Source organism: Hydrogenophaga luteola (assembly GCF_042648585.1).
Taxonomy (GTDB): Bacteria; Pseudomonadota; Gammaproteobacteria; order Burkholderiales; family Burkholderiaceae_C; genus Hydrogenophaga; species Hydrogenophaga luteola.
The window spans coordinates 760839-779654 of the sequence record NZ_JBHRXX010000002.1 but is presented as its reverse complement, the minus strand read 5'-3'; the positions used below and the strand labels follow the sequence as shown (position 1 = coordinate 779654).

The window sequence follows — 18816 nt, the reverse complement described above, 5'->3', positions numbered from 1 at the left end:
CGCCGGTCCGTGCCTACAATGCGGCATGCGCGCCCCAACCCTGCTCCGATCCCTCCCGCTGGCCCTTGCCCTTGCCGCGTCCCTGCCCCTGCAGGCACAGACCGGCAGCCCGGCGCCCACACCGGCCGAACAGCCCCGGCTGCCGGCGGGCGAAGCCAAGGTGATCGAACGCATCACGCACGAAGACGCCGGCTCCCGCATCGACGAGGTGCGCATCGGAGGCCAGACCCGCAGCATCGACGTGCAGCCCAAGAACGGCGCACCGGCCTACGAAATTGCCCCCCAGAGCGGTGCGGACCTGCCCACCGAAGGCCAGGGCAGCAGCGGCCGCAGCCGCTGGCGCCTGCTGAGCTTCTGATCTTTTCCCGTTTCCATGGCCGTTTACACCGAAGTCCCGCAGGACGAAGCCGCTGCGCTGCTGCGCGAACTCCAACTGGGTGAGCTCACCGCCTTGCGCGGCATCCACGGGGGCATTGAGAACACCAACTATTTCGCCACCACGGTACTGGACGGAATCGAGACCGAACACGTGCTCACGGTGTTCGAGCGCCTGGGCTTCGAGCAGCTGCCGTACTACCTGCGGCTGATGAAGCACCTGGCGCTCAAGGGCATCCCCGTGCCCGAACCCGCCGCCAACGCCAAGGGTGAGATCCTCCACCGGCTGCAGGGCAAGCCCGCGGCCGTGGTCAACAAGCTGGCCGGACACAGCGAACTCAGGCCCTCCGTGGTGCACTGCGAGGCGGTGGGCGCCATGCTCGCGCGCATGCACCTGGCGGGCCAGGACTTCGCCATGCAGCAACCCAACCTGCGCGGCCTGCCCTGGTGGAACGAGACGGTGCCGGTGGTGCTGCCGTACCTGAACGAGGAGCAGGCCGCGCTGATCCGCAGCGAACTCGCCTACCAGAACCACGTGGCCGCTCAGCCCGCCTTCAAGGCGCTGCCGCAGGGCCCGGTGCATGCCGACCTGTTCCGCGACAACGTGATGTTCGACGGCGACCGCCTCTGCGGCTTCTTCGACTTCTACTTCGCCGGCAACGACAGCTGGCTGTTCGATCTGGCGGTGACGCTGAACGACTGGTGCATCTTCCACGGCGACGAGGCGGCCGATGGCCTGCACGACGAGCGCCGCGCGCACGCCATGCTGGCGGCCTACCAGTCGGTGCGCCCGCTGACGGCCGCCGAACGCCAGCTGCTGCCCGCCATGCTGCGCGCTGGCGCCCTGCGCTTCTGGCTCTCGCGGCTGTGGGACTGGCACCTGCCGCGCGAGGCGGCCATGCTCAAGCCCCACGACCCGGGCCACTTCGAACGTGTGCTGCACGAGCGCGTGCACCAGGCCCGCGCACTGGCGGAGTCGCTGCGCGGCGCCAGCGGCGTGCCCGCCTGAGGGCCGCGTCATGAAGCTGCGCACCGTGCCCGCGTCCACCGGCCTGCAGTGGGTCCGGCTGGGCGTGAAGACCTTTCTGCGGCAACCGCTGGCCATGTCGGGCCTGTTTTTCATGTTCATGGCGGTGGTGTCGGTGCTGGCCCTGGTGCCGTTTCTCGGCACGGCGCTGGCCACCCTGCTGACCCCTGCGATCAACCTGGGCCTGATGTCCGCCTCGCGCGAGGCCGAGGCCGGCCGGTTCCCGATGCCCAAGCAGCTGATCACCGCCTTCCGTGGTGGCCCCGCCAAGACCCGGGGCATGCTCACCCTGGGCGCTCTGTACGGCTTGGGGCTGCTGGTGATCCTGTTGGTGGTGGGCCTGATCGAAGGCAATCCCGAGGGCGCCGCGACCATGAGCGCCGAAGAGGCCATGCGCAGCATGGTCACCAGCCCGGCCCTGTGGTTCGGGCTGGTCGCGATGATGCCGCTGCAGATGCTGTTCTGGCACGCGCCCGCCCTGCTCTTCTGGCACGGCGTGCCACCGGTCAAGAGCCTGTTCTTCAGCCTGATGGCCTGTTGGGCCAACAAGGGCGCGCTGCTGGTGTTCCTGCTGGGCTGGACCGGCCTGTTCGTGGCTTTCAGCGTGTCCCTCAGCCTGCTCAGTGCCCTGCTCGGCGGCGCAGAGGCCGCGGGCCTCATCGTCTACCCCGCGGTGCTCTTCATGGCCTCGATGTTCTTCACATCGATCTGGTTCACGTTCCGCGACAGCTTCGACGACAGCACGGCTCCCGAAGTGGCGGTGGCGGACGACACCCCGCCCCACTGAGCGCCCCCCGGGGCTCTCTGGCCACTCTGCCCGCTGCGGTGCAGTTCGATCGCCCGCAGGAACAGTGCCTCCACCTGCAACGCAATCTGCTGCCAGGCCAGCGGCTCCACCGAGGTGCGGGTATGCCCGGCCGCCCGGGCCACCCGTCCCGGCTCCCGCGCCAGCGCCACCGCCGTCTGCACAAAGGCCCGCTCGTCACCGGCCGGCACTGTCCAGCCGTTGTGGTCGGACTGCACCCACTCGGCTGCGGCAGCGCAGGCGTAGGCCAGCACCGGCAGCCCGCTGGCGAGGGCCTCCAGGGTCACGTTGCCAAAGGTCTCGGTGAGGCTGGGAAACAGCAGCAGGTCGGCCGAGGCGTAGCTGCGTGCCAGTTCGGCCTGGGTCTGTGAGCCCATGAACCGCGCCTGGGGGCAGCGCCGCTCCAGCGCATCGCGCATCGGCCCGTCGCCCACAAACACCAGGCGCACGCCGGCGTGGACCGCCTGCATGGCCTCGAAAGTCTCCAGCACCAGGTCGAGGTTCTTCTCGGGCGCCAGCCGCCCGACCACCAGCAGCACCAGGTCGCCGGGGCCGGCGCCCCAGTGCGCCCGCAGCGTGTTGTCGTGCAGGCTGGGGTCGAAGAGCCTGGTGTCGACGCCGCGCGCCACTACCTGCAGCCGCTCGAAACCTTGTGACAGCAGCTCGGCACACAGCGCGCGCGTGGGCACCATGGTGCACAGGGTCTGGTTGTGGAACTTGCGCAGATAGGCCGCGATTGGCCGTCGCAGCCAGCCCAGGCCGTAGTGCTGGCTGTAGCTGTGGAAGTTGGTGCGGAAGTCGGAGGTGACCGGAATGCGCAGCTGCCGCGCCGCCTTCAACGCAGACCAACCCAGAGGACCCTCGGTGGCGATGTGGACCAGGTCGGGGCGCTGCAGCGACCACGAGGCCATCAGTGCCTTGCGGCCCGGCAGCCCGAGCTTGAGCTGGGGATAGCGCGGGATCGGCATGCCGCGCATCAGCTTTTCTTCGAAGCCGATGTCCCGCGAGCCGCGGTCGGTGCTGGCCTGCCGGGGCCGCACCAGCTGCACCTGGTGGTTGCGCTCGCACAGGCCCTGCACCAGCCGCGACAGCGTCAGGGCCACGCCGTTGACTTCGGGCGGCCAGGTTTCCGTGACCACGGCCAGGCGCAGCGAGGGCTGCGCCGCGGGAAAGTCCTGCAGCAGGATGTCCAGGGTGTCGGGTGTCTTCATGCACCGATGGTCGGCCCGGGGCGCAACAGATTTGTGACAGCGCACCCGCCGATGTGACCGCTGCAAGACCGAAGCGTGAAGCGCACATGTTGTCACCGCGTTTTCACGCAAGCGAGACACGATGCGCGCACCCCAAAACCTGCAGGAGCCCGCATGACCGCGTTTTTCGACGCCCTGAAGACCCAGCGCTGGGACGACCACCGCTACTACCACCACAACCGCATCAACCAGACGCTGCACTTCATCAGCGCCGTCAGCTTCGTGGTGGCCTACGGGTGGCTGTTCATCGACCCGGTGGTCTCTGCGCTGATTGGCTGGCTGGTGTCGATGACGACCCGGCAGTCCGGTCACTTCTTCTTCGAGCCCCTGGGCTACGACCATGTGAACCAGGTCACCAACGAATACAAGGAAGAGATCAAGGTGGGCTACAACCTGCGCCGCAAGGTGGTGCTGATCGCCATCTGGGCCGCGGTGCCGCTGGCGCTGCTGGTCAGCCCCGACCTGAAGGGCCTGATCGAGCCGCACGCCGACTGGACGGGCTTTGTGCGCGACGTCGGCGCCGCCTGGCTGGCGCTCGGTGTGGCCGGGCTGCTGTTCCGCACGGTGCATCTGTTCTTCATCCGGGACGTGCAGACCGGCCTGGTGTGGATGACCAAGATCCTGACCGACCCGTTCCACGACATCAAGCTCTACCACCGGGCCCCGCTGCAGCTGCTGCGCGGCGAGCTGTACGACCCCGCGCACGGCCGCGCCTGACCCCGTTCAAGGGCGTGCGACTCTCCTCCTCAGGCACTCTGGCGGCGCCCCAAGGCAGTGGCGATCACCTCGCGCAGGATGCTGCGGCGGATCGTGCGGTTGCTCTGCCCCGCCACTGGCGCCCACCAGCCCTGTTCGCGCATGTCGTGGCCCGCGCGCACGAACTTCTCCAGCACGGCGTCGAAGTCCGCGTCGCTGAAGCTCAGGCTGAAGATCAGCCGGCCCGTGCCCACCCAGCTCAGCGCCACGCCGTGCCAGCGCAGCAGGTACTGCAGCATCCAGTTGTAGCGAGAGGGCTCGGTGTAGTTGATGGTCCAGATGCTGTGCAGGTTGGCCGCGCGCATCGGCAGGTCTTCGCGTTCCATGGTCTCGTTGAAGCGCCGGGCGCGCGCATTCCAGCGCTCGTCCTGCCCTTCGTACACCGCCTGCACCTCAGGCGTCTGCAGCCGCTCCAGGAACACCGACATGCCGCCCATCACGTGGGGGTGTGCATTGAACGTTCCACGCGCCAGGCAAAGGTCGGCCGGGCGGTCGGCGCGGAAGCGCTGCATCAGCGCGTGGCGCCCGCAGACCACGCCCACCGGGTAGCCACCCGCGAGCGTCTTGCCGTAGGTAACCATGTCGGCCTTCACACCGAAATATTCCTGCGCCCCGCCGGGCGCGAGCCGGAAGCCGAGAAACACCTCGTCGAAGATCAGCACGATGCCGCGCTCGGTGCAGACCTCGCGCAGGCGCTGCAGCCAGGCGGTGTAGGCGGCGCGGTCGAAGTGCGCCTGCCGGCCGCTGTCCACCAGACCCGAGTCGGCCGGCGGCACGCGGTTGGGGTGCAACGCCTGCAGCGGGTTGACCAGTACGCAGGCAATGTCGCGGCGCGTGCGCAGCACCTGCAGGCTGCGTTCGCTCATGTCGGCCAGCGTGTAGGTCTCGCGCGGCGGCAGCGGATTGCCGGGGCCGGGCTGCACGTCCTCCCACCAGCCGTGGTAGGCGCCCGGGAAGCGCACCAGGTGGCGTTTGTGGGTGTGAAAGCGCGCCAGCCGCACCGCCTGCATCACAGCCTCGGTGCCGGACATGTGGAACGACACCTCGTCCAGGCCCGAGATCTCGCGCAGGCGCTGCACGTTGCCGGCAACGCAGGGGTGGTAAGCACCGAGCACCAGTCCCAGGTCCTGCACGCGCGCCGCGCCTTCGGCCATGCAGGCCTTGTAGAAGTCGACGCCGAACACATTGACGCCGTAGGAACCGGTGAGGTCGTGGAAGCGGTATCCGTCGAGGTCGGTCAGCGTCACGCCATCGGCGGACTGCACAAAAGCGCCGACTTTCAGCCGCCCGCTCACGATGGGGCTGAACTGGAAGGGCACGCGGTAGCGCCCGGTGAATTGCAGGTCGGCCAGGCCTTCGCGGGCCTGCGCCGTCATCGCCAGGGTCTTCGGGTGGCGGCTGGCCAGGCCCTTGGCGAGCGCTGCGAACGCAACGCGGCGCCGCGCCACCACCTCCGGCGAAGCACCATCGCAGGCGAAGAACTCGGTCTCGTCGTAGGCGTAGCCGGGCAGCCAGCGCGCCAGCCGCTTGGCCATGCGCGAATGCCCGGCCAGGGAGCGGTGCTTGGCGCGCGAGAGGTCGATCCGGCGCTTGATCAGGGGCGCCGCGAGGGCGAGCGCACCCGCAGGCAGCGCAATTTCCAACAGGGACATGGGTTCGGGCTCCAGTGGGGACGTCGGCCCTGTTTCTATTTCAGCCGCGTGTCATCTCCATGAATCCCGTTGCCACCCTGCGCCGCATCGCGCAGCACGAAGACCTGAACTTCCTGCTCACCAACCGCGTGCCCCGCATTGCCCTCACCCACGCCATCGGCTGGTGGAGCCGCATCCGCCACCCCTGGGTGCGCGACCTGTCGCTGGCGGTCTGGAAGGCCTTCAGCGACCTGGACCTGAGCGAGGCCAAAGAGCAGCACTTCGCCAGCCTGCACGACTGTTTCATCCGCGAGCTGCGCCCCGGCGCGCGGCCCGTGGACGCGCGCCCCGACGTCATCACCAGTCCGAGCGACGGCATCGTAGGCGCCTGCGGCCGCATCGAGACCGTCAACAGCGAGCCCCAGGTGTTCCAGGCCAAGGGCTTTCCGTACCGGCTGGCCGAGCTGCTGGGAGAGTCGGTGCACACACGTACCCTGTGCCAAGAGTTGGAAGGCGGCAGCTATGTGACGCTGCGGCTCACGTCCAGCATGTACCACCGCTTCCACGCGCCATGCGACGCGCGGCTCGAACACGTCACCTACATCAGCGGCGACACCTGGAACGTCAACCCGATCGCACTGCAGCGCGTGGAGCGCCTGTTCTGCCGCAACGAGCGCGCGGTGCTGCACCTGCGCCAGGCCGATGGTGCGCGCCTGCTGCTGGTGCCGGTGGCGGCCATCCTGGTAGCGAGCATGCGGCTGCATGCGCTGGACGTGCCGCTGAACCTGCGCTACCGCGGCCCCAACGAACTGCCCTGCGACATGGACTGCAGCAAGGGGCAGGAACTGGGCTGGTTCGAACACGGCTCGACCATCCTGGTGTTCGCGCCGCCGGGGCACGCGCTGGCACCGGGACTGGCCACCGGCCAGACCATCCGGATGGGGCAGCCGCTGCTGGTGCGCAACGAGGCCCGGTCCTCAAGCTGACGTCAGCTTTCTTTCACAAAACCGTCATCAAAAGCCGCTGCCCGGCCGGTAAGCTCGGTTGAACGGTGGACTGACACCTCGTCCGCACCGAACCACCAACGTTGGAAGAAAGGCCTCCTGTGAAAGCCCTGAAGAAAGCCCGCAAGCTGATTGAAAACGCGCCCGAGTCCAGTGAAGCGCGCATCCTGTCGGCCCTGGTCGTCGCCCTCGAGTCAGAAGCGGCCTACCCGGTCAACGACCTCTACAAGCTCAGCTTCGACAACTTCGAGCTCGCGCTGGACCTGCTCAAGGAATGGCGCCTGGACCGCTACTACATGAGCAAGGTGCGCCTGCTGGACCTGTCGGTGCAGCTCGGCGACATGGAGAAAGCCGCAGCGGCTCCGGTCGCCGCGGAGTCCTCGGCCAAGGCAGGCTGACCACCTGGAGCTAGCGCCACCAGGGCGGCGGCGACCCACGATGCCGAACCTGGGCCCGCCAGCGCTGCAGGGCCAGGAACTCCACCAGCCCGCCCGCCAGACCACACACCACCACCCCCGCCTGCACGCACCGGCACAACAGGGTCGGCCGCGCGGGACGGCGGGAGGAATGGTGGAAGCCGGCGGTCATGTTCTCTTGATTGCACTGGTCGTAGCCCCACGGTAGGGCCGGTCTGTGACAACCCTGTGTCAACCCTCCCATGAGCTCCGCCCACCCGCTGCCCGAGTTGCAGACGCTCGAACGGCTGATCGAGCGGGGCGGCCCGCACATGCAGGCGCGGATCGCGTGCCATGTCAACCTGCCCGGCGGTCCCGGCTTTCCGGTCTGGGCCATCACGCTGGGCAACCCCGATCCGCGCTGCCCCGGCGTCGGCTACTTCGGTGGCGTGCACGGGCTGGAGCGCATCGGCGCCGAGGTGGTGATCGCCTTCCTGCAGAACATCGTCACCCGGTTGTCCTGGGACCGCTCGCTGCACCGCCTGCTGGAGGATGTGCGCCTGGTGTTCATGCCCATCGTGAACCCCGGCGGCATGTGGGCCTCAACGCGCGCCAACCCGCGCGGCGTCGACCTGATGCGCAATGCCCCGGTGGAGGCGCGCGAGAAGGTGCCCTGGCTGATGGGCGGCCAGCGCCTGAGCGCCGGCCTGCCCTGGTACCGCGGCCGCCTGGGCGACCCGCTGGAGACCGAGAGCGAGGCACTGTGCGAGGTGGTGCGGGCGGAGCTGCTGGCACGCCCGTTTTCGCTGGCGCTGGACTGCCACTCGGGCTTCGGTATCAGCGACCGGCTGTGGTTCCCCTTCGCCCACACGCGCGAGCCCATCCCCCATCTGGCCGAGGTGCGGGCGCTCAAGACCATCTTCGAGCAGGCGCACCACCACCACCCCTACATCATCGAACCGCAGAGCGCCCAGTACCTGACCCACGGCGACCTCTGGGACCACCTCTACCTGCAGGCCTGCACCGACCCGACGCGCACCTTCCTGCCGCTGACGCTGGAAATGGGGTCCTGGCTCTGGGTCAAGAAGAACCCGCGACAGCTGTTTTCGCGCAAAGGCATCTTCAACCCGCTCATCGGCCACCGGCAGCAGCGCGTGCTGCGGCGGCATCTGGCGCTGCTGGACTTCCTGGCGCGCGCGGCGGGCAGCCATGCGCAATGGACACCGGGCCCGTACGAACGCGACAGCGCCCGTGCGCAGGCGCTGGCCGACTGGTTCTGAAAGGCCAAGAACGATGAGTGACTGGGTGTTCCTGCGCGGCCTGACGCGCGAATCGGCGCACTGGGGCGACTTTCCGGCGCGCTTCGAGTCGGCGCTGCCCGGCGCCCGTGTGCACCTGATAGACCTCCCGGGCAACGGCCTGCGCTGCGCCGAGCGCAGCCCGGCCACGGTGGCGGACATGGTGGCGGATGCCCGGGCCCAACTGCAGCGGCTGGGCATCACGACCCCGGTGCACCTGCTGGCCCTCTCGCTGGGCGCGATGGTGGCCACGCAGTGGCTGCACAGCGCGCCGCAAGACATTGCGTCCGCGGTGCTGGTCAACACCAGCATGCGACCCTTCAGCCCGCTGCACCACCGGATGCGGATGCACAACCTGCCAACCCTGTTGAGACTGGTGTTCGGCAGTCCCTCGTCGGAAGAGGCCGAGCGGCTGATCTGGCGCATGACCAGCCGGCAGGCCACCGTCGACGAAGCGGTGCTGGCGCGGTGGATCGCCGCGCGGCTTCAGCACCCGGTGCAGGCAGTCAACGCGCTGCGCCAGCTGCTGGCTGCGGCCCGATTCCGCGCGCCAGCCGGCCTTCCGCAACGCCCGGTGTTGCTGCTGACAAGCCGCGGGGACCGGCTCGTCAGCAACCGTTGTTCGGAGGCGCTGGCGCAGGCCTGGGGTTGTGCGCTGGCGCTGCACCCGGACGCGGGGCACGACCTGCCGCTGGACGACCCGGACTGGGTCATCGCCCAGGTGCGGCCATGGGTGGAGCGCCTCCAGCCCGGATGATCGGTGGCCCCGTCACGGCCATGACACAGAAGGTGCCTAGGCTGCGGCGCTTTGTGTCCATCCCTTCTCCCGCCACCATGCCCCTGTTCCGTCTGACCGCCTCGGCCCTCGCATCCGCACTCACCCTGGCCACCGCATTCACCGCCGCCGCCCCTGCCCTCGCCGCCCCGTCCGCAGGACGCTTCGCCATGGTCCACCACCTGCCGGTAGACGGTGTGGCCGAAATCATCGCTGCCACACCCGACGGCCGGACCTTGGTCTACACCAGCGCCGACGCCGGCGCCCTGGGCTTGGTGGACATCAGCGACCCGGCCCGCCCGGCCCACCTGCCGCGCGTGGACGTGCGCCTGGGCGGCGTCGGTGAGCCCACCTCGGTGGCCATCAGCCCCGATGGTCGCTACGCCGTGGTGGCCATGCGCATGGACGACGATGTGGCGAACGCCCGCCGCGGCTTCCTGCGCATCTACGACGTGCGCAACCCGAAGGAGGTCACGCATGTGAAGGACATCACCGTGGGCGTTGGCCCCGACTCGCTGGCGCTGGCCGGCAGCGGCAAGACCCTGCGCGCCATCGTCGCCATCGAGGACGAAGAGACCGACGCCAAGGGCGACGCCACGCTGGACGGGAAGCGCCCCGGCCGCATCGACGTGGTCGGTCTGCAGGACCTGTACGGCGCCACCTCCAGCGGCCTGCAGAGCATCGATCTGGTGGAGGCGCTCAAGGCCCTGCCCGGTGCGATCTACCCGCAGGACCCGCAAGCGGAATTCGTGTCGATTTCGCCGGACGGCCGCACCGCCGCCGTGACCCTGCAGGAGAACAATGCCGTGGCGCTGGTCGACCTGCGCCACCCGCGCCAGGCCCGTCTGCTGCGCATGCTCTCTGCCGGCACGGTGGAGCGCAAGGGCAACGCCGACCTGCAGCGCGACAAGGAGATCACCTTCAAGGACAGCTTCAGCGGCCGGCGCGAACCCGACGCGGTCACGTGGGTGTCCAACGAGGTGTTCGCCCTCGCCAACGAGGGCGACGGCAAGAAGGGCCAGGACGGCAGCCTGCCCGGCGGCCGCGGCTTCACCCTCATGAACACACGCGGCGAGGTGGTGTACGAAACCGGCGAGCGCACCGAGCAGCACGCGGTGCAATTCGGCCACTACCCAGACAGCCGCTCAGCCGCCAAGGGCGTGGAGATCGAAGGCGTCGCCAGCGCCCGCTTCGGTGGCCTGCCTCATCTGCTGGTGGGTTCAGAGCGCGGCGCCTTCCTGGCCGTCTACGAGGTGAGTGACCCGAAGCAGCCGCGCTTCGTGCAGTTGCTGCCCACCGGTATGTCGCCAGAGGGCATCACCACCATCACGCGCCGCGCCGACGGCCAGCAACTAGCGGTGACCGCCAACGAAGGCGACGGTTCGATCAACCTCTACCGCTTCCACGCCCAGGGCGCACCGGTGGCCGAGCCACAGATCGCCGCGCGCGATGCGGACATGCCCTGGGGCGCGCTCTCGGGCCTGACCACCGACGGCAGCCACCTCTATGCCGTGCCCGACAACGCCTTTGGACAGTCGCGCATCTGGCGCCTGAACATGGCCGAGACCACGCAAGGCCGCGTGGTGATCGACCAGGTGATCCCGCTCACCGACAACGACCAGCCGCTGAAAGTGGACCCCGAAGGCATCGCACGCGTGGCCGATGGCTTCTGGATCGCATCCGAAGGCGCCACGGTGGACGGCAACGAGCTGATCAAGGTGAACGCTGCGGGCGCGGTGCAGCAGCGTGTAAAGCTGCCCGCCAGCGTGCAGGCGAAGTTCGCCAGCGCCAAGACCAGCACCGGCTACGAGGGCGTAACCGCCAGCGCCGACGGGCAGACGCTCTACATGGCCGTCCAGCGCGGCTACGACCTGGGCAAACCGCAGGCCGCCATCCTCAAGCTGCACCTGCCGACCATGACCTGGACCAGCGCGCTCTACCCGCTGGAGCGGCACAGCAAGGACGCCAAAACCTACTGGATGGGCTTGTCGGAAATCCAGCTCACCGACGATGGCCGTCTGCTGCTGCTCGAACGCGACAAGGGCGGTGGCGAAGGCAGGGCCATCAACGCTGAAGTCAAGCGCGTGTACAGCGTCAACGCCGCCGATGTGGTGGAGGGTGCGGTGCTGAAGAAGACCCTGGTGAAGGACCTGCGCAAGGACCACAACTGGCTGCACGAGAAGGCCGAAGGCATGGTGCTCTTCAAGGGCGATCTCTGGGTCGTGAACGACAACGACGGCGCCGGCTGGACCCGCCTGCTCAACGCTGGCAAGCCTTGAAGGATTACCGTCAAAAACTGAAACGCAGCGTTTCGTGGCAACAGCGATACACCGTCTTCTGATTTTCACATTCGCCCTGTGAAATAGCGCCACCTGAATGTTCTCTGCATCAGGTGGGCATCCGCCCCACACGTTCCAACGAATCCATCAAGGAAATATCATGAAAAAGAGCCTGATCGCTCTGGCCGTGCTGGCCGCTTCCGGCGCCGCCATGGCCCAATCCTCCGTCACCGTGTACGGCCGTGTCGACCTGTCGGTCGGCAGCCTCAAGGAACTCGACAAGGGCAGCCAGACCAAGCTGTTCAACGGCGGCGACGGCGGTCTGACGACTTCGCGTCTGGGCTTCCGCGGGTCCGAAGACCTGGGTGGCGGCCTCAAGGCCAACTTCAAGATCGAGCACCGCTTCAACGCCGATGAAGGCACGTCGCAAGAGCCTTTCTGGAAGGGCGAGTCGACCGTGGGCCTGGCCGGTGGCTTCGGTGAAGTCAAGCTGGGCCGCAGCTCCACCATCTACGACGAAGTGCGTGGTGTGGCGATGAGCTCCAACGTGTTCGACTCGGCCTTCACCCCCGCCTCCAACGGCGTCTGGGGCTCGGGTGGCGACTACAGCAGCCGCTTCAACAACAAGATCACCTACAACCTGCCCAAGCTGGGTGGCGTGTACGGCGGCATCGAGTACGCGCTGGACGAAGACGCCACGGTGGACGCCAACATGCTGGGCGCCAAGATCGGCTACAAGGCCGGCCCGCTGGACGTGGCCCTGGGCCTGCAGCAGGAAAAGGGCAAGGACAACGACTACATGCTGATCGCCGCCGCCTACGACCTGGGCGCCGTGAGCCTCTCGGGTGGCTACAACACCCGCCGCGGCGACGACGCCAAGGGCGACGACAACGAACTGACCGTGGGTCTGAACGTGCCGATGGGCAATGTCAACCTGTCGTTCGGCTACGCCACCAGCAAGACCGAAATCGGTGGCTCCACCTCCGCCAAGTCCTCGGGCTTCGGCATCGGCGCCACCTACGCCATGTCCAAGCGCACCAAGGCCTATGCCGGTTTCCGCTCGCACAACGTGAAGGACGGCGCGGGCACCAAGACCGCCGACACCCGTCTGTTCGCCATCGGCCTGCGCCACGACTTCTGAGCACCCGCTTCCGGGGAAGTTGCGCAGGGGGAACTTCCGTTACCGCAATCAGAGTCTGCGCAACGATTTGATGCCACTGGCGTTCACACGCCAGTGGCTTTTTTCATTCGTCGACCGGCGTGAGCTTGGCCACCGACAGTGCCAGCCACTTGACGCCGTGGCGGCTGAAGCTCACTTGCGCACGGGCATCGGCGCCGGCGCCTTCGAGCGCCAGCACCTTGCCCTCGCCGAACTTGTTGTGGAACACCTTCTGCCCGGTGCGGATGTCGACGCCGCGGTCGGGCTCGCTGGCCTTGGGCGGCGGGTTGCCGCTGCCGGTGGACAGGAAGCCCGGCGACCAGGCCGGGTTCGCGGCCGGTGATCCGCCGGTGCCGTACGACCCGCGGCGACCACCCTGCCAGCCCCCCACCGAGGGCGCGGCGGCGGCCCAGGCCGGCTGCGGTGGCGTGAGCCACTTCAGGCAGGCCTCAGGCAACTCGTCAAAGAAGCGGCTTTTCATGTTGTAGCGCGTCTGGCCGTGCAGCATGCGCGTCTGCGAATGGCTCAGGTAGAGGCGCTTACGCGCCCGCGTGATGGCCACGTACATCAGGCGCCGCTCTTCCTCCAGCCCGTCGCGGTCGCTCATCGAGTTCTCGTGCGGAAACAGACCCTCCTCCAGACCGGTGATGAACACGCAGTCGAATTCCAGACCCTTGGCGGCGTGCACCGTCATGAGCTGCACGGCGTCCTGACCGGCCTGCGCCTGGTTGTCACCGGACTCCAGCGCAGCGTGCGTCAGAAATGCGGCCAGCGGGCTCAGCGTCTCGCCGGTTTCGGCGTCCGGGGCCAGCGATTCGTTCAACACCGGCGCGTCCGGGTCCAGGCCCTGGCTCACGGGACTCTGCGTCAGCGGCGTGCCGTGTTCGTCCACCGGCAGCGCCACCGCATCGCGGCCAAAGCCCTCCTGCATCACAAAGCTCTCGGCCGCGTTGACCAGTTCCTCCAGGTTCTCCACCCGGTCCTCGCCTTCGCGCTCGTTGCGGAAGTGTTCGATCAGGCCGCTCTTGTCGAGCACCAGCTCGATGATCTCTTTCAAGGTCATCGCTTCGGTCTTCTCGCGCATCACGTCCAGCAGGGCGACGAAGTTGGCAATGGCCGCACCGGCGCGCCCGGTCACGCCGCTGACCGCGTCGTGCAGCGAGCAGCCGCTGCTGCGCGCCACGTCCTGCAGTTGCTCCACACTGCGTGCGCCAATGCCACGCGGCGGAAAATTCACCACCCGCAGGAAGCTGGTGTCGTCGTGCGGGTTCTCCAGCAGGCGCAGATAGGCCAGCGCGTGCTTGATCTCGGCGCGCTCGAAGAAGCGCAGGCCGCCGTAGACGCGGTAGGGGATGGCGGCGTTGAACAGCGCGGTCTCGACCACACGGCTCTGCGCGTTGCTGCGGTAGAGCACGGCCATCTCGCTGCGTGTTGTGCCCTCGCGTTCGAGCTGCTTCATCTCGTCCACCATCCACTGCGCTTCGGCGAAGTCGCTGGTCGATTCGTAGACGCGCACCGGCTCGCCCGCGCCCGCATCGGTGCGCAGGTTCTTGCCCAGGCGGCGGCTGTTGTGGCTGATCAGCTCGTTGGCGGTGTTGAGGATGTTGCTGGCGCTGCGGTAGTTCTGCTCCAGCTTGATCTGGTGCTGCACCTGGAACTCGCGCACGAAGTCGGCCATGTTGCCCACGCGCGCACCGCGGAAGGCGTAGATGCTCTGGTCGTCGTCGCCCACGGCAAACACCGCATTGCCCGAGGGCGGCAGGCCTTCGAGCGGGGGTGAGGAGAACATCTTGATCCAGGCGTACTGCAGGCGGTTGGTATCCTGGAACTCGTCGATCAGGATGTGCTTGAAACGCCGCTGGTAGTGCACGCGGATCGGGTCGTTGTCGCGCAGCACCTCGTAGCTGCGCAGCATCAGCTCGCCGAAGTCGACCACGCCCTCGCGCTGGCACTGCTCTTCGTAGAGCTGGTAGATCTCGACCTTGCGCCGCGTCTCGTCGTCGCGCACCACCACGTCGCGCGGGCGCATGCCGTCTTCCTTGCAGCCGCTGATGAACCACTGCAGCTGTTTCGGCGGAAAACGTTCGTCGTCCACGTTGTGCTGCTTGCACAGGCGCTTGATCGCGGAGAGCTGGTCCTGCGTGTCCAGGATCTGGAAAGTCTGCGGCAGGCCGGCCGCCTGGTGGTGCGCACGCAGGAAGCGGTTGCACAGGCCGTGGAAGGTGCCGATCCACATGCCGCGCACGTTCACCGGCAGCATGGCGGTCAGGCGGGTCATCATTTCCTTGGCCGCCTTGTTGGTGAAGGTCACGGCCATGATGCCGCCCGGCCCCGCCTGAGAGCTCTGCAGCAGCCAGGCAATGCGGGTGGTGAGCACCCGGGTCTTGCCCGATCCGGCACCGGCCAGGATCAGCGCGTGTTCGGGCGGCAGGGTGACGGCCGCGGCCTGCTCGGGGTTCAGGCCCGCGACCAGCGAAGCGGAGACCTGCGCCATGCCGTCGGGCAGGGCGCCATGGTTGAAAAGACTCATCACAGGATTGTAGGCAGCGTCCGTCCGCCGGCGCCTTCCCGACCGAGGCGGGCACGGATGCGGGACAAGCTCACGGGTGTGATGCCGAGGTACAGCGCCAGTTCCTTCTGAGGCACCCGCCGCAAGAGATCTGGTGACTGTTGCAGCAGCAGCCTGTAGCGGTCCGGCGGGCCCAGCGTCAGCAGTTCTCGCTCGCGCTGTTCCTTGCGCTGCCCATAAAACTCCAGCGCCCGGCGCAGCGCCTTCTGCCAGGGCAGGTGCCGGTCGGCCAGCTCCAGAATGACGGGATAGGGAAGGCACGCGATCACGCTGGGCTCCACGGCCACGACCGAAAAGCTGCTCACGCCTCCGGGAGCCAACGCCGACAGGCTGGCAAAGAACCCGCCGGCATCGATGAAGGATTTGATGCGCTCCGTGCCGTCGTCGCGCAGGTACACCAGCTTGACCAGACCCCGGAACACCACGGCCACCTGGGGCCAGGCTGCGCCCTCCCGAAACAGCGTCTCGCCCGGCGCCATCTGACGGACGCTGACGCGGTCAGCCAGCTGCTCCCATTCGGGCAGGGCGGCCTGGGCCAGGCTTTCGAGCAGTGCGTGCGCGGCACCGACGGCGTCTTGGGTCATGCGTCGATCTTAGAACCAGCCGACCGGGGTGCGGCTTAACAAGGGATAACGACAGGCCGGGCGAAGCGGCCTACCGTACGCGCCCATGAACACCCTGCTCAACCGACACCCAGCGGCACTGCCCGACCACACCGTGCCCGCCCGCCCCCTGCTGTGGTGGCTGCGCGAAGACATGGGCCTGCACGGCACCCGCCACGGCTGCGGCGAAGGAGCCTGCGGCGCCTGCACCGCCTGGCTGGACGGACAACCGGTGCGCACCTGCGTGACCCCGTGCAGCGCCGCCGCGGGGCGTCACATCACCACCATCGAGGGCCTGGCGGAGGGCGGACGCCTGCACCCCGTGCAGCAGGCCTGGATCGAACTGCAGGTGCCGCAGTGTGGTTACTGTCAGAGCGGACAAATCATGGCCGCGGCCGCCCTGCTGCAGCGGGTGGCCGACCCGAGCGACGAACAGATCGACGCGGCCATGGCCGGCCACCTGTGTCGCTGCGGCACCTACCAGCGGATCAGGCAGGCCATCCACCGTGCGGCCCACCTCATGCGGGCTGGCCGGGGAGCGCAGTCATGAAGGGCGCAGCACTGCCCGGCATCCGCCGCCGCACCGTACTGACCAGCGCCGCGGGACTGACCGTCACATGGGCGCTGCCCGGCTGCGCGCTCATTCCACCGATTCCCCGGCGACCCATGCCCACCGAGGCGGACGCGGCCGGCTGGGTCCGCCTCACACCGGGCGGCCGCTTCGAAATCTGGTGCGTGCGCATGGAGATGGGTCAGCACATCACCGCCGCCCTGCGGGAAGTGGCAGCGCTCGAACTGGGCGTGCCCCCGGGCCTGATCGACACCCGCCTGCCGGCCACCACCGATGTGCCCCCGTTCAAGGCCACCGTCGGCAGCGACTCGGTGCGCGAACTGCTGCTGCCGCTGGCCAGCGCCTGCGCCACCCTGCGCACAGCGCTGTTCGGACGCGCCGGGCAGCGACTGGGTCAGGCGCCGACCCAACTGCAGGTCACCGACGACGGGCGTGTCCAGGCCCATGGCCGGTCGTTGGCGCTGGGCGATCTCGCGGAGCCGGGCCTGACGCTGTCGGCTCCCGGTGTTCCGGCCGACGCCTTGCGAGCACCTTTGGCACTGGCCAGACGCAGCCGGGATGCAGCGGCCCCGTTGGTGGGGCGTGCCGACGACATCGCACTTGTCACCGGCCAACCCAGCTACACCGCCGACATACGGCTGCCGGGCCTGCGCCACGCCACGGTGCTGCATCCGCCGTGGCGGCGCGAACTCGACCCACGGCTGGTCAGCCTCGACGAGACAGCCCTCGCGCGCGTCCCCGGCTTCGTGGCCGTGCTGCACATTCCCGAAGTCGACGGACCGGTGCTGCTGGCCGACCACCCCGGCGCCCTGCCCGGACTGCGCCAGGCCGCCCGGCCGCAATGGGAACTGCCCGGCGGCGCCACCGACCCGCATGAAGTGGTCGACATCGACCGCGCCCTGTCGCGCGACCGATTCACCCAGGACAGCGGCCGTGTCGCGGAGGGAGCCTGGACGGTGGACCTGCGGCTGGACATTTCCATGGCCGCACACGCGGCGCTGGAGCCGCGGTGCGCCATCGCTCGCTTCAACACCGACGGCACGCTGGAACTGTGGTGTGGCAGCCAGGACCCGTTCTACATGCGCGACGTCCTGGCACGCGACCATGGGCTGGCCGCCGACAAGGTCCGGGTCCACGCGCAGCGCATGGGCGGCGCCTTCGGCAGCCGCACCGTGGCCCTGATCGAGCGCGAGGCGGCCTTCATCGCGCGCGCCGCCGGCCAACCGGTCAAGCTCCAGTGGACACGCGAGGACGAGTTCGTCGCAGGGTTCCACCGACCGCCCTCCTCGCACCAGGTGCGCGCACGGCTGGACAGCCAGGGCCGCATCAGCGACTGGTGGCATGCACTCTCCAGCTCGCACGTCATCTTCACCTCGGCCGGACTGCCGAGGTGGCTGCAGGCGCTGACCGACTTTGTCGGAGACCCTGGCACCTCGCGTGGGCTCGTGCCGCCCTATGCCATCGACCGGCGCAGGGAATCCCTGCAGCTCACCCGTCTGAGCCTGGCCACCGGACCCTGGCGCGGGCTGGGTGCCGGGCCGAATGCACTGGCCATCGAGTCGGCCATGGACGCCCTGGCCCGTGCCGCCGGCCAGGACCCGGTGGCCTTTCGCCTCCGGCACCTGGACGCACAGGCGGCCGGCCCCCACCTGCCCGACCCCGACCGCCTGGCCCGGGTGCTTCGCTCAGTCAGTGCACGGGCCGCGGCGCACCCGCGACCGACGCCGGCCCCGGGCGAGCGCATCGGCCGCGCTGTGGCCTGCGGCGTGTACAAGGGACTGTCGTACGTGGCGGCGGTGGCCGAAGTGCGGGTCAGCCACGACCGGATTCGCGTCACCCGCCTGTGGTGCGACCACGACTGTGGCACCGTGGTCGACGCGCAGGGGGTGCGCGCCCAAATCGAAGGCTGCCTGGTCTGGAGCCTGTCGATGGTGCTGCACGAGGCCTTGCCAGCGCCCGAAGGCCGCGCAGCCATCACCGGCCTGGCCGGTTACGCCCTGCCCCGCATGCCGGACATGCCGATCCTCGACATCCAGTTGGTCGACAGCAGCGACAGCCCTGGCGGCGCGGGGGAACCCGCGCTGGTCGCGGGCGCGGGCGCCGTCTTCAACGCCCTGGTCGATGCCAGTGGGCACCGCCCGCAGCGCCTGCCCGTGAGGCCGGGTGACCTGCCCGCCGGATAAGCGGCCCATACGGGCAATCATATGAACCCCATACCCGTATGGGCGGCTATCCAGGCCTGCGCATGTACGCCTAGAATCAAGCACCGGGCCCAAGCAATTGCGCCCGGTTTTTTGTTTCCGCCCCCCGGAATCAAGGG

15 protein-coding genes and 1 pseudogene are annotated in these 18816 nt (G+C 68.6%); 12 read left to right on the top strand and 4 right to left on the bottom strand.

The features are described 5' to 3' along the window. The first annotated feature begins 25 nt into the window (after positions 1-25). From ACFOPI_RS07525 to ACFOPI_RS07515, 3 genes are read left to right on the top strand one after another with little or no spacing between them, the layout of a single operon-like run. Entirely contained in the window at positions 26-358 is a 333-nt protein-coding gene (locus tag ACFOPI_RS07525; RefSeq protein WP_382172591.1) for a hypothetical protein, read from the top strand. A gap of 15 nt (positions 359-373) precedes the next feature. Beyond that, positions 374-1384: a homoserine kinase gene (locus ACFOPI_RS07520; RefSeq protein ID WP_382172589.1), complete on the top strand. Its 1011-nt coding sequence runs from the start codon at positions 374-376 to the stop codon at positions 1382-1384. Between the two features lie 10 nt (positions 1385-1394). After that, positions 1395-2189, top strand: coding sequence for a BPSS1780 family membrane protein (locus ACFOPI_RS07515; protein WP_382172587.1), 795 nt, complete (start codon positions 1395-1397; stop codon positions 2187-2189). A 170-nt stretch (positions 2190-2359) separates the two neighbouring features. Here the strand turns inward: ACFOPI_RS07515 and ACFOPI_RS07510 are convergent. Beyond that, positions 2360-3418, bottom strand: a pseudogene (locus tag ACFOPI_RS07510) (glycosyltransferase family 4 protein); the annotation flags it as partial. Between the two features lie 153 nt (positions 3419-3571). Between ACFOPI_RS07510 and ACFOPI_RS07505 the strand changes: the two are divergent. Then, positions 3572-4174, top strand: coding sequence for a hypothetical protein (locus ACFOPI_RS07505; protein WP_382172585.1), 603 nt, complete (start codon positions 3572-3574; stop codon positions 4172-4174). Positions 4175-4203: 29 nt separating this feature from the next. Here ACFOPI_RS07505 and ACFOPI_RS07500 read toward each other — a convergent pair whose 3' ends face one another. Continuing rightward, positions 4204-5865 (bottom strand): aminotransferase class III-fold pyridoxal phosphate-dependent enzyme, encoded by a 1662-nt coding sequence (locus ACFOPI_RS07500; protein WP_382172583.1) that lies wholly within the window; start codon positions 5863-5865, stop codon positions 4204-4206. 59 nt (positions 5866-5924) lie between these two features. On the opposite strand from ACFOPI_RS07500, the gene asd reads away from it, so the two are divergent. The 6 genes from asd to ACFOPI_RS07470 all read left to right on the top strand — a co-directional run bounded on the left by asd (position 5925) and on the right by ACFOPI_RS07470 (position 12736). Further along, positions 5925-6830: an archaetidylserine decarboxylase gene (asd, locus tag ACFOPI_RS07495; protein ID WP_382172581.1), complete on the top strand. Its 906-nt coding sequence runs from the start codon at positions 5925-5927 to the stop codon at positions 6828-6830. A 119-nt stretch (positions 6831-6949) separates the two neighbouring features. Then, positions 6950-7246 carry a hypothetical protein gene (locus tag ACFOPI_RS07490; protein ID WP_382172579.1) on the top strand — a complete coding sequence of 99 codons (297 nt, stop codon included), beginning with the start codon at positions 6950-6952 and terminating at the stop codon, positions 7244-7246. 260 nt (positions 7247-7506) lie between these two features. Further along, positions 7507-8523, top strand: a complete 1017-nt coding sequence (locus tag ACFOPI_RS07485; protein WP_382172577.1) for a M14 family zinc carboxypeptidase — start codon at positions 7507-7509, stop codon at positions 8521-8523. Between the two features lie 13 nt (positions 8524-8536). Continuing rightward, positions 8537-9298 carry an alpha/beta fold hydrolase gene (locus tag ACFOPI_RS07480; RefSeq protein WP_382172575.1) on the top strand — a complete coding sequence of 254 codons (762 nt, stop codon included), beginning with the start codon at positions 8537-8539 and terminating at the stop codon, positions 9296-9298. Positions 9299-9318: 20 nt separating this feature from the next. Next, entirely contained in the window at positions 9319-11595 is a 2277-nt protein-coding gene (locus ACFOPI_RS07475; RefSeq protein WP_382172573.1) for an esterase-like activity of phytase family protein, read from the top strand. Between the two features lie 160 nt (positions 11596-11755). Beyond that, complete coding sequence (locus ACFOPI_RS07470) at positions 11756-12736, top strand: porin (protein ID WP_382172571.1); 981 nt, start codon at positions 11756-11758, stop codon at positions 12734-12736. Between the two features lie 103 nt (positions 12737-12839). Here the strand turns inward: ACFOPI_RS07470 and ACFOPI_RS07465 are convergent, their stop codons facing one another. Both ACFOPI_RS07465 and ACFOPI_RS07460 read right to left on the bottom strand, forming a co-directional pair. Then, a complete protein-coding gene (locus ACFOPI_RS07465; protein WP_382172569.1) occupies positions 12840-15284 on the bottom strand; it encodes a UvrD-helicase domain-containing protein in 2445 nt (814 codons plus the stop codon). Next, positions 15284-15907: a Crp/Fnr family transcriptional regulator gene (locus tag ACFOPI_RS07460; protein WP_382172567.1), complete on the bottom strand. Its 624-nt coding sequence runs from the start codon at positions 15905-15907 to the stop codon at positions 15284-15286. Before ACFOPI_RS07460 ends, ACFOPI_RS07465 begins: the two co-directional genes overlap by 1 nt. A gap of 85 nt (positions 15908-15992) precedes the next feature. Here ACFOPI_RS07460 and ACFOPI_RS07455 point away from each other — a divergent pair, with 85 nt between their 5' ends. Both ACFOPI_RS07455 and ACFOPI_RS07450 read left to right on the top strand, forming a co-directional pair. Continuing rightward, complete coding sequence (locus ACFOPI_RS07455; RefSeq protein ID WP_382172565.1) at positions 15993-16475, top strand: (2Fe-2S)-binding protein; 483 nt, start codon at positions 15993-15995, stop codon at positions 16473-16475. After that, positions 16472-18679: a xanthine dehydrogenase family protein molybdopterin-binding subunit gene (locus tag ACFOPI_RS07450; RefSeq protein WP_382172563.1), complete on the top strand. Its 2208-nt coding sequence runs from the start codon at positions 16472-16474 to the stop codon at positions 18677-18679. Before ACFOPI_RS07455 ends, ACFOPI_RS07450 begins: the two co-directional genes overlap by 4 nt. The last annotated feature ends 137 nt before the right edge of the window (positions 18680-18816 follow it).

Excerpts from the sequence above, each read along its gene's own strand:
- ACFOPI_RS07525 (WP_382172591.1), top strand. The coding sequence starts at position 26 with ATGCGCGCCCCAACCCTGCTCCGATCCCTCCCGCTGGCCCTTGCCCTT.
- ACFOPI_RS07520 (WP_382172589.1), top strand. The coding sequence starts at position 374 with ATGGCCGTTTACACCGAAGTCCCGCAGGACGAAGCCGCTGCGCTGCTG.
- ACFOPI_RS07515 (WP_382172587.1), top strand. The coding sequence starts at position 1,395 with ATGAAGCTGCGCACCGTGCCCGCGTCCACCGGCCTGCAGTGGGTCCGG.
- ACFOPI_RS07505 (WP_382172585.1), top strand. The coding sequence starts at position 3,572 with ATGACCGCGTTTTTCGACGCCCTGAAGACCCAGCGCTGGGACGACCAC.
- ACFOPI_RS07500 (WP_382172583.1), bottom strand. The coding sequence starts at position 5,865 with ATGTCCCTGTTGGAAATTGCGCTGCCTGCGGGTGCGCTCGCCCTCGCG.
- asd (WP_382172581.1), top strand. The coding sequence starts at position 5,925 with ATGAATCCCGTTGCCACCCTGCGCCGCATCGCGCAGCACGAAGACCTG.
- ACFOPI_RS07485 (WP_382172577.1), top strand. The coding sequence starts at position 7,507 with ATGAGCTCCGCCCACCCGCTGCCCGAGTTGCAGACGCTCGAACGGCTG.
- ACFOPI_RS07480 (WP_382172575.1), top strand. The coding sequence starts at position 8,537 with ATGAGTGACTGGGTGTTCCTGCGCGGCCTGACGCGCGAATCGGCGCAC.
- ACFOPI_RS07475 (WP_382172573.1), top strand. The coding sequence starts at position 9,319 with ATGACACAGAAGGTGCCTAGGCTGCGGCGCTTTGTGTCCATCCCTTCT.
- ACFOPI_RS07470 (WP_382172571.1), top strand. The coding sequence starts at position 11,756 with ATGAAAAAGAGCCTGATCGCTCTGGCCGTGCTGGCCGCTTCCGGCGCC.
- ACFOPI_RS07465 (WP_382172569.1), bottom strand. The coding sequence starts at position 15,284 with ATGAGTCTTTTCAACCATGGCGCCCTGCCCGACGGCATGGCGCAGGTC.
- ACFOPI_RS07460 (WP_382172567.1), bottom strand. The coding sequence starts at position 15,907 with ATGACCCAAGACGCCGTCGGTGCCGCGCACGCACTGCTCGAAAGCCTG.
- ACFOPI_RS07455 (WP_382172565.1), top strand. The coding sequence starts at position 15,993 with ATGAACACCCTGCTCAACCGACACCCAGCGGCACTGCCCGACCACACC.
- ACFOPI_RS07450 (WP_382172563.1), top strand. The coding sequence starts at position 16,472 with ATGAAGGGCGCAGCACTGCCCGGCATCCGCCGCCGCACCGTACTGACC.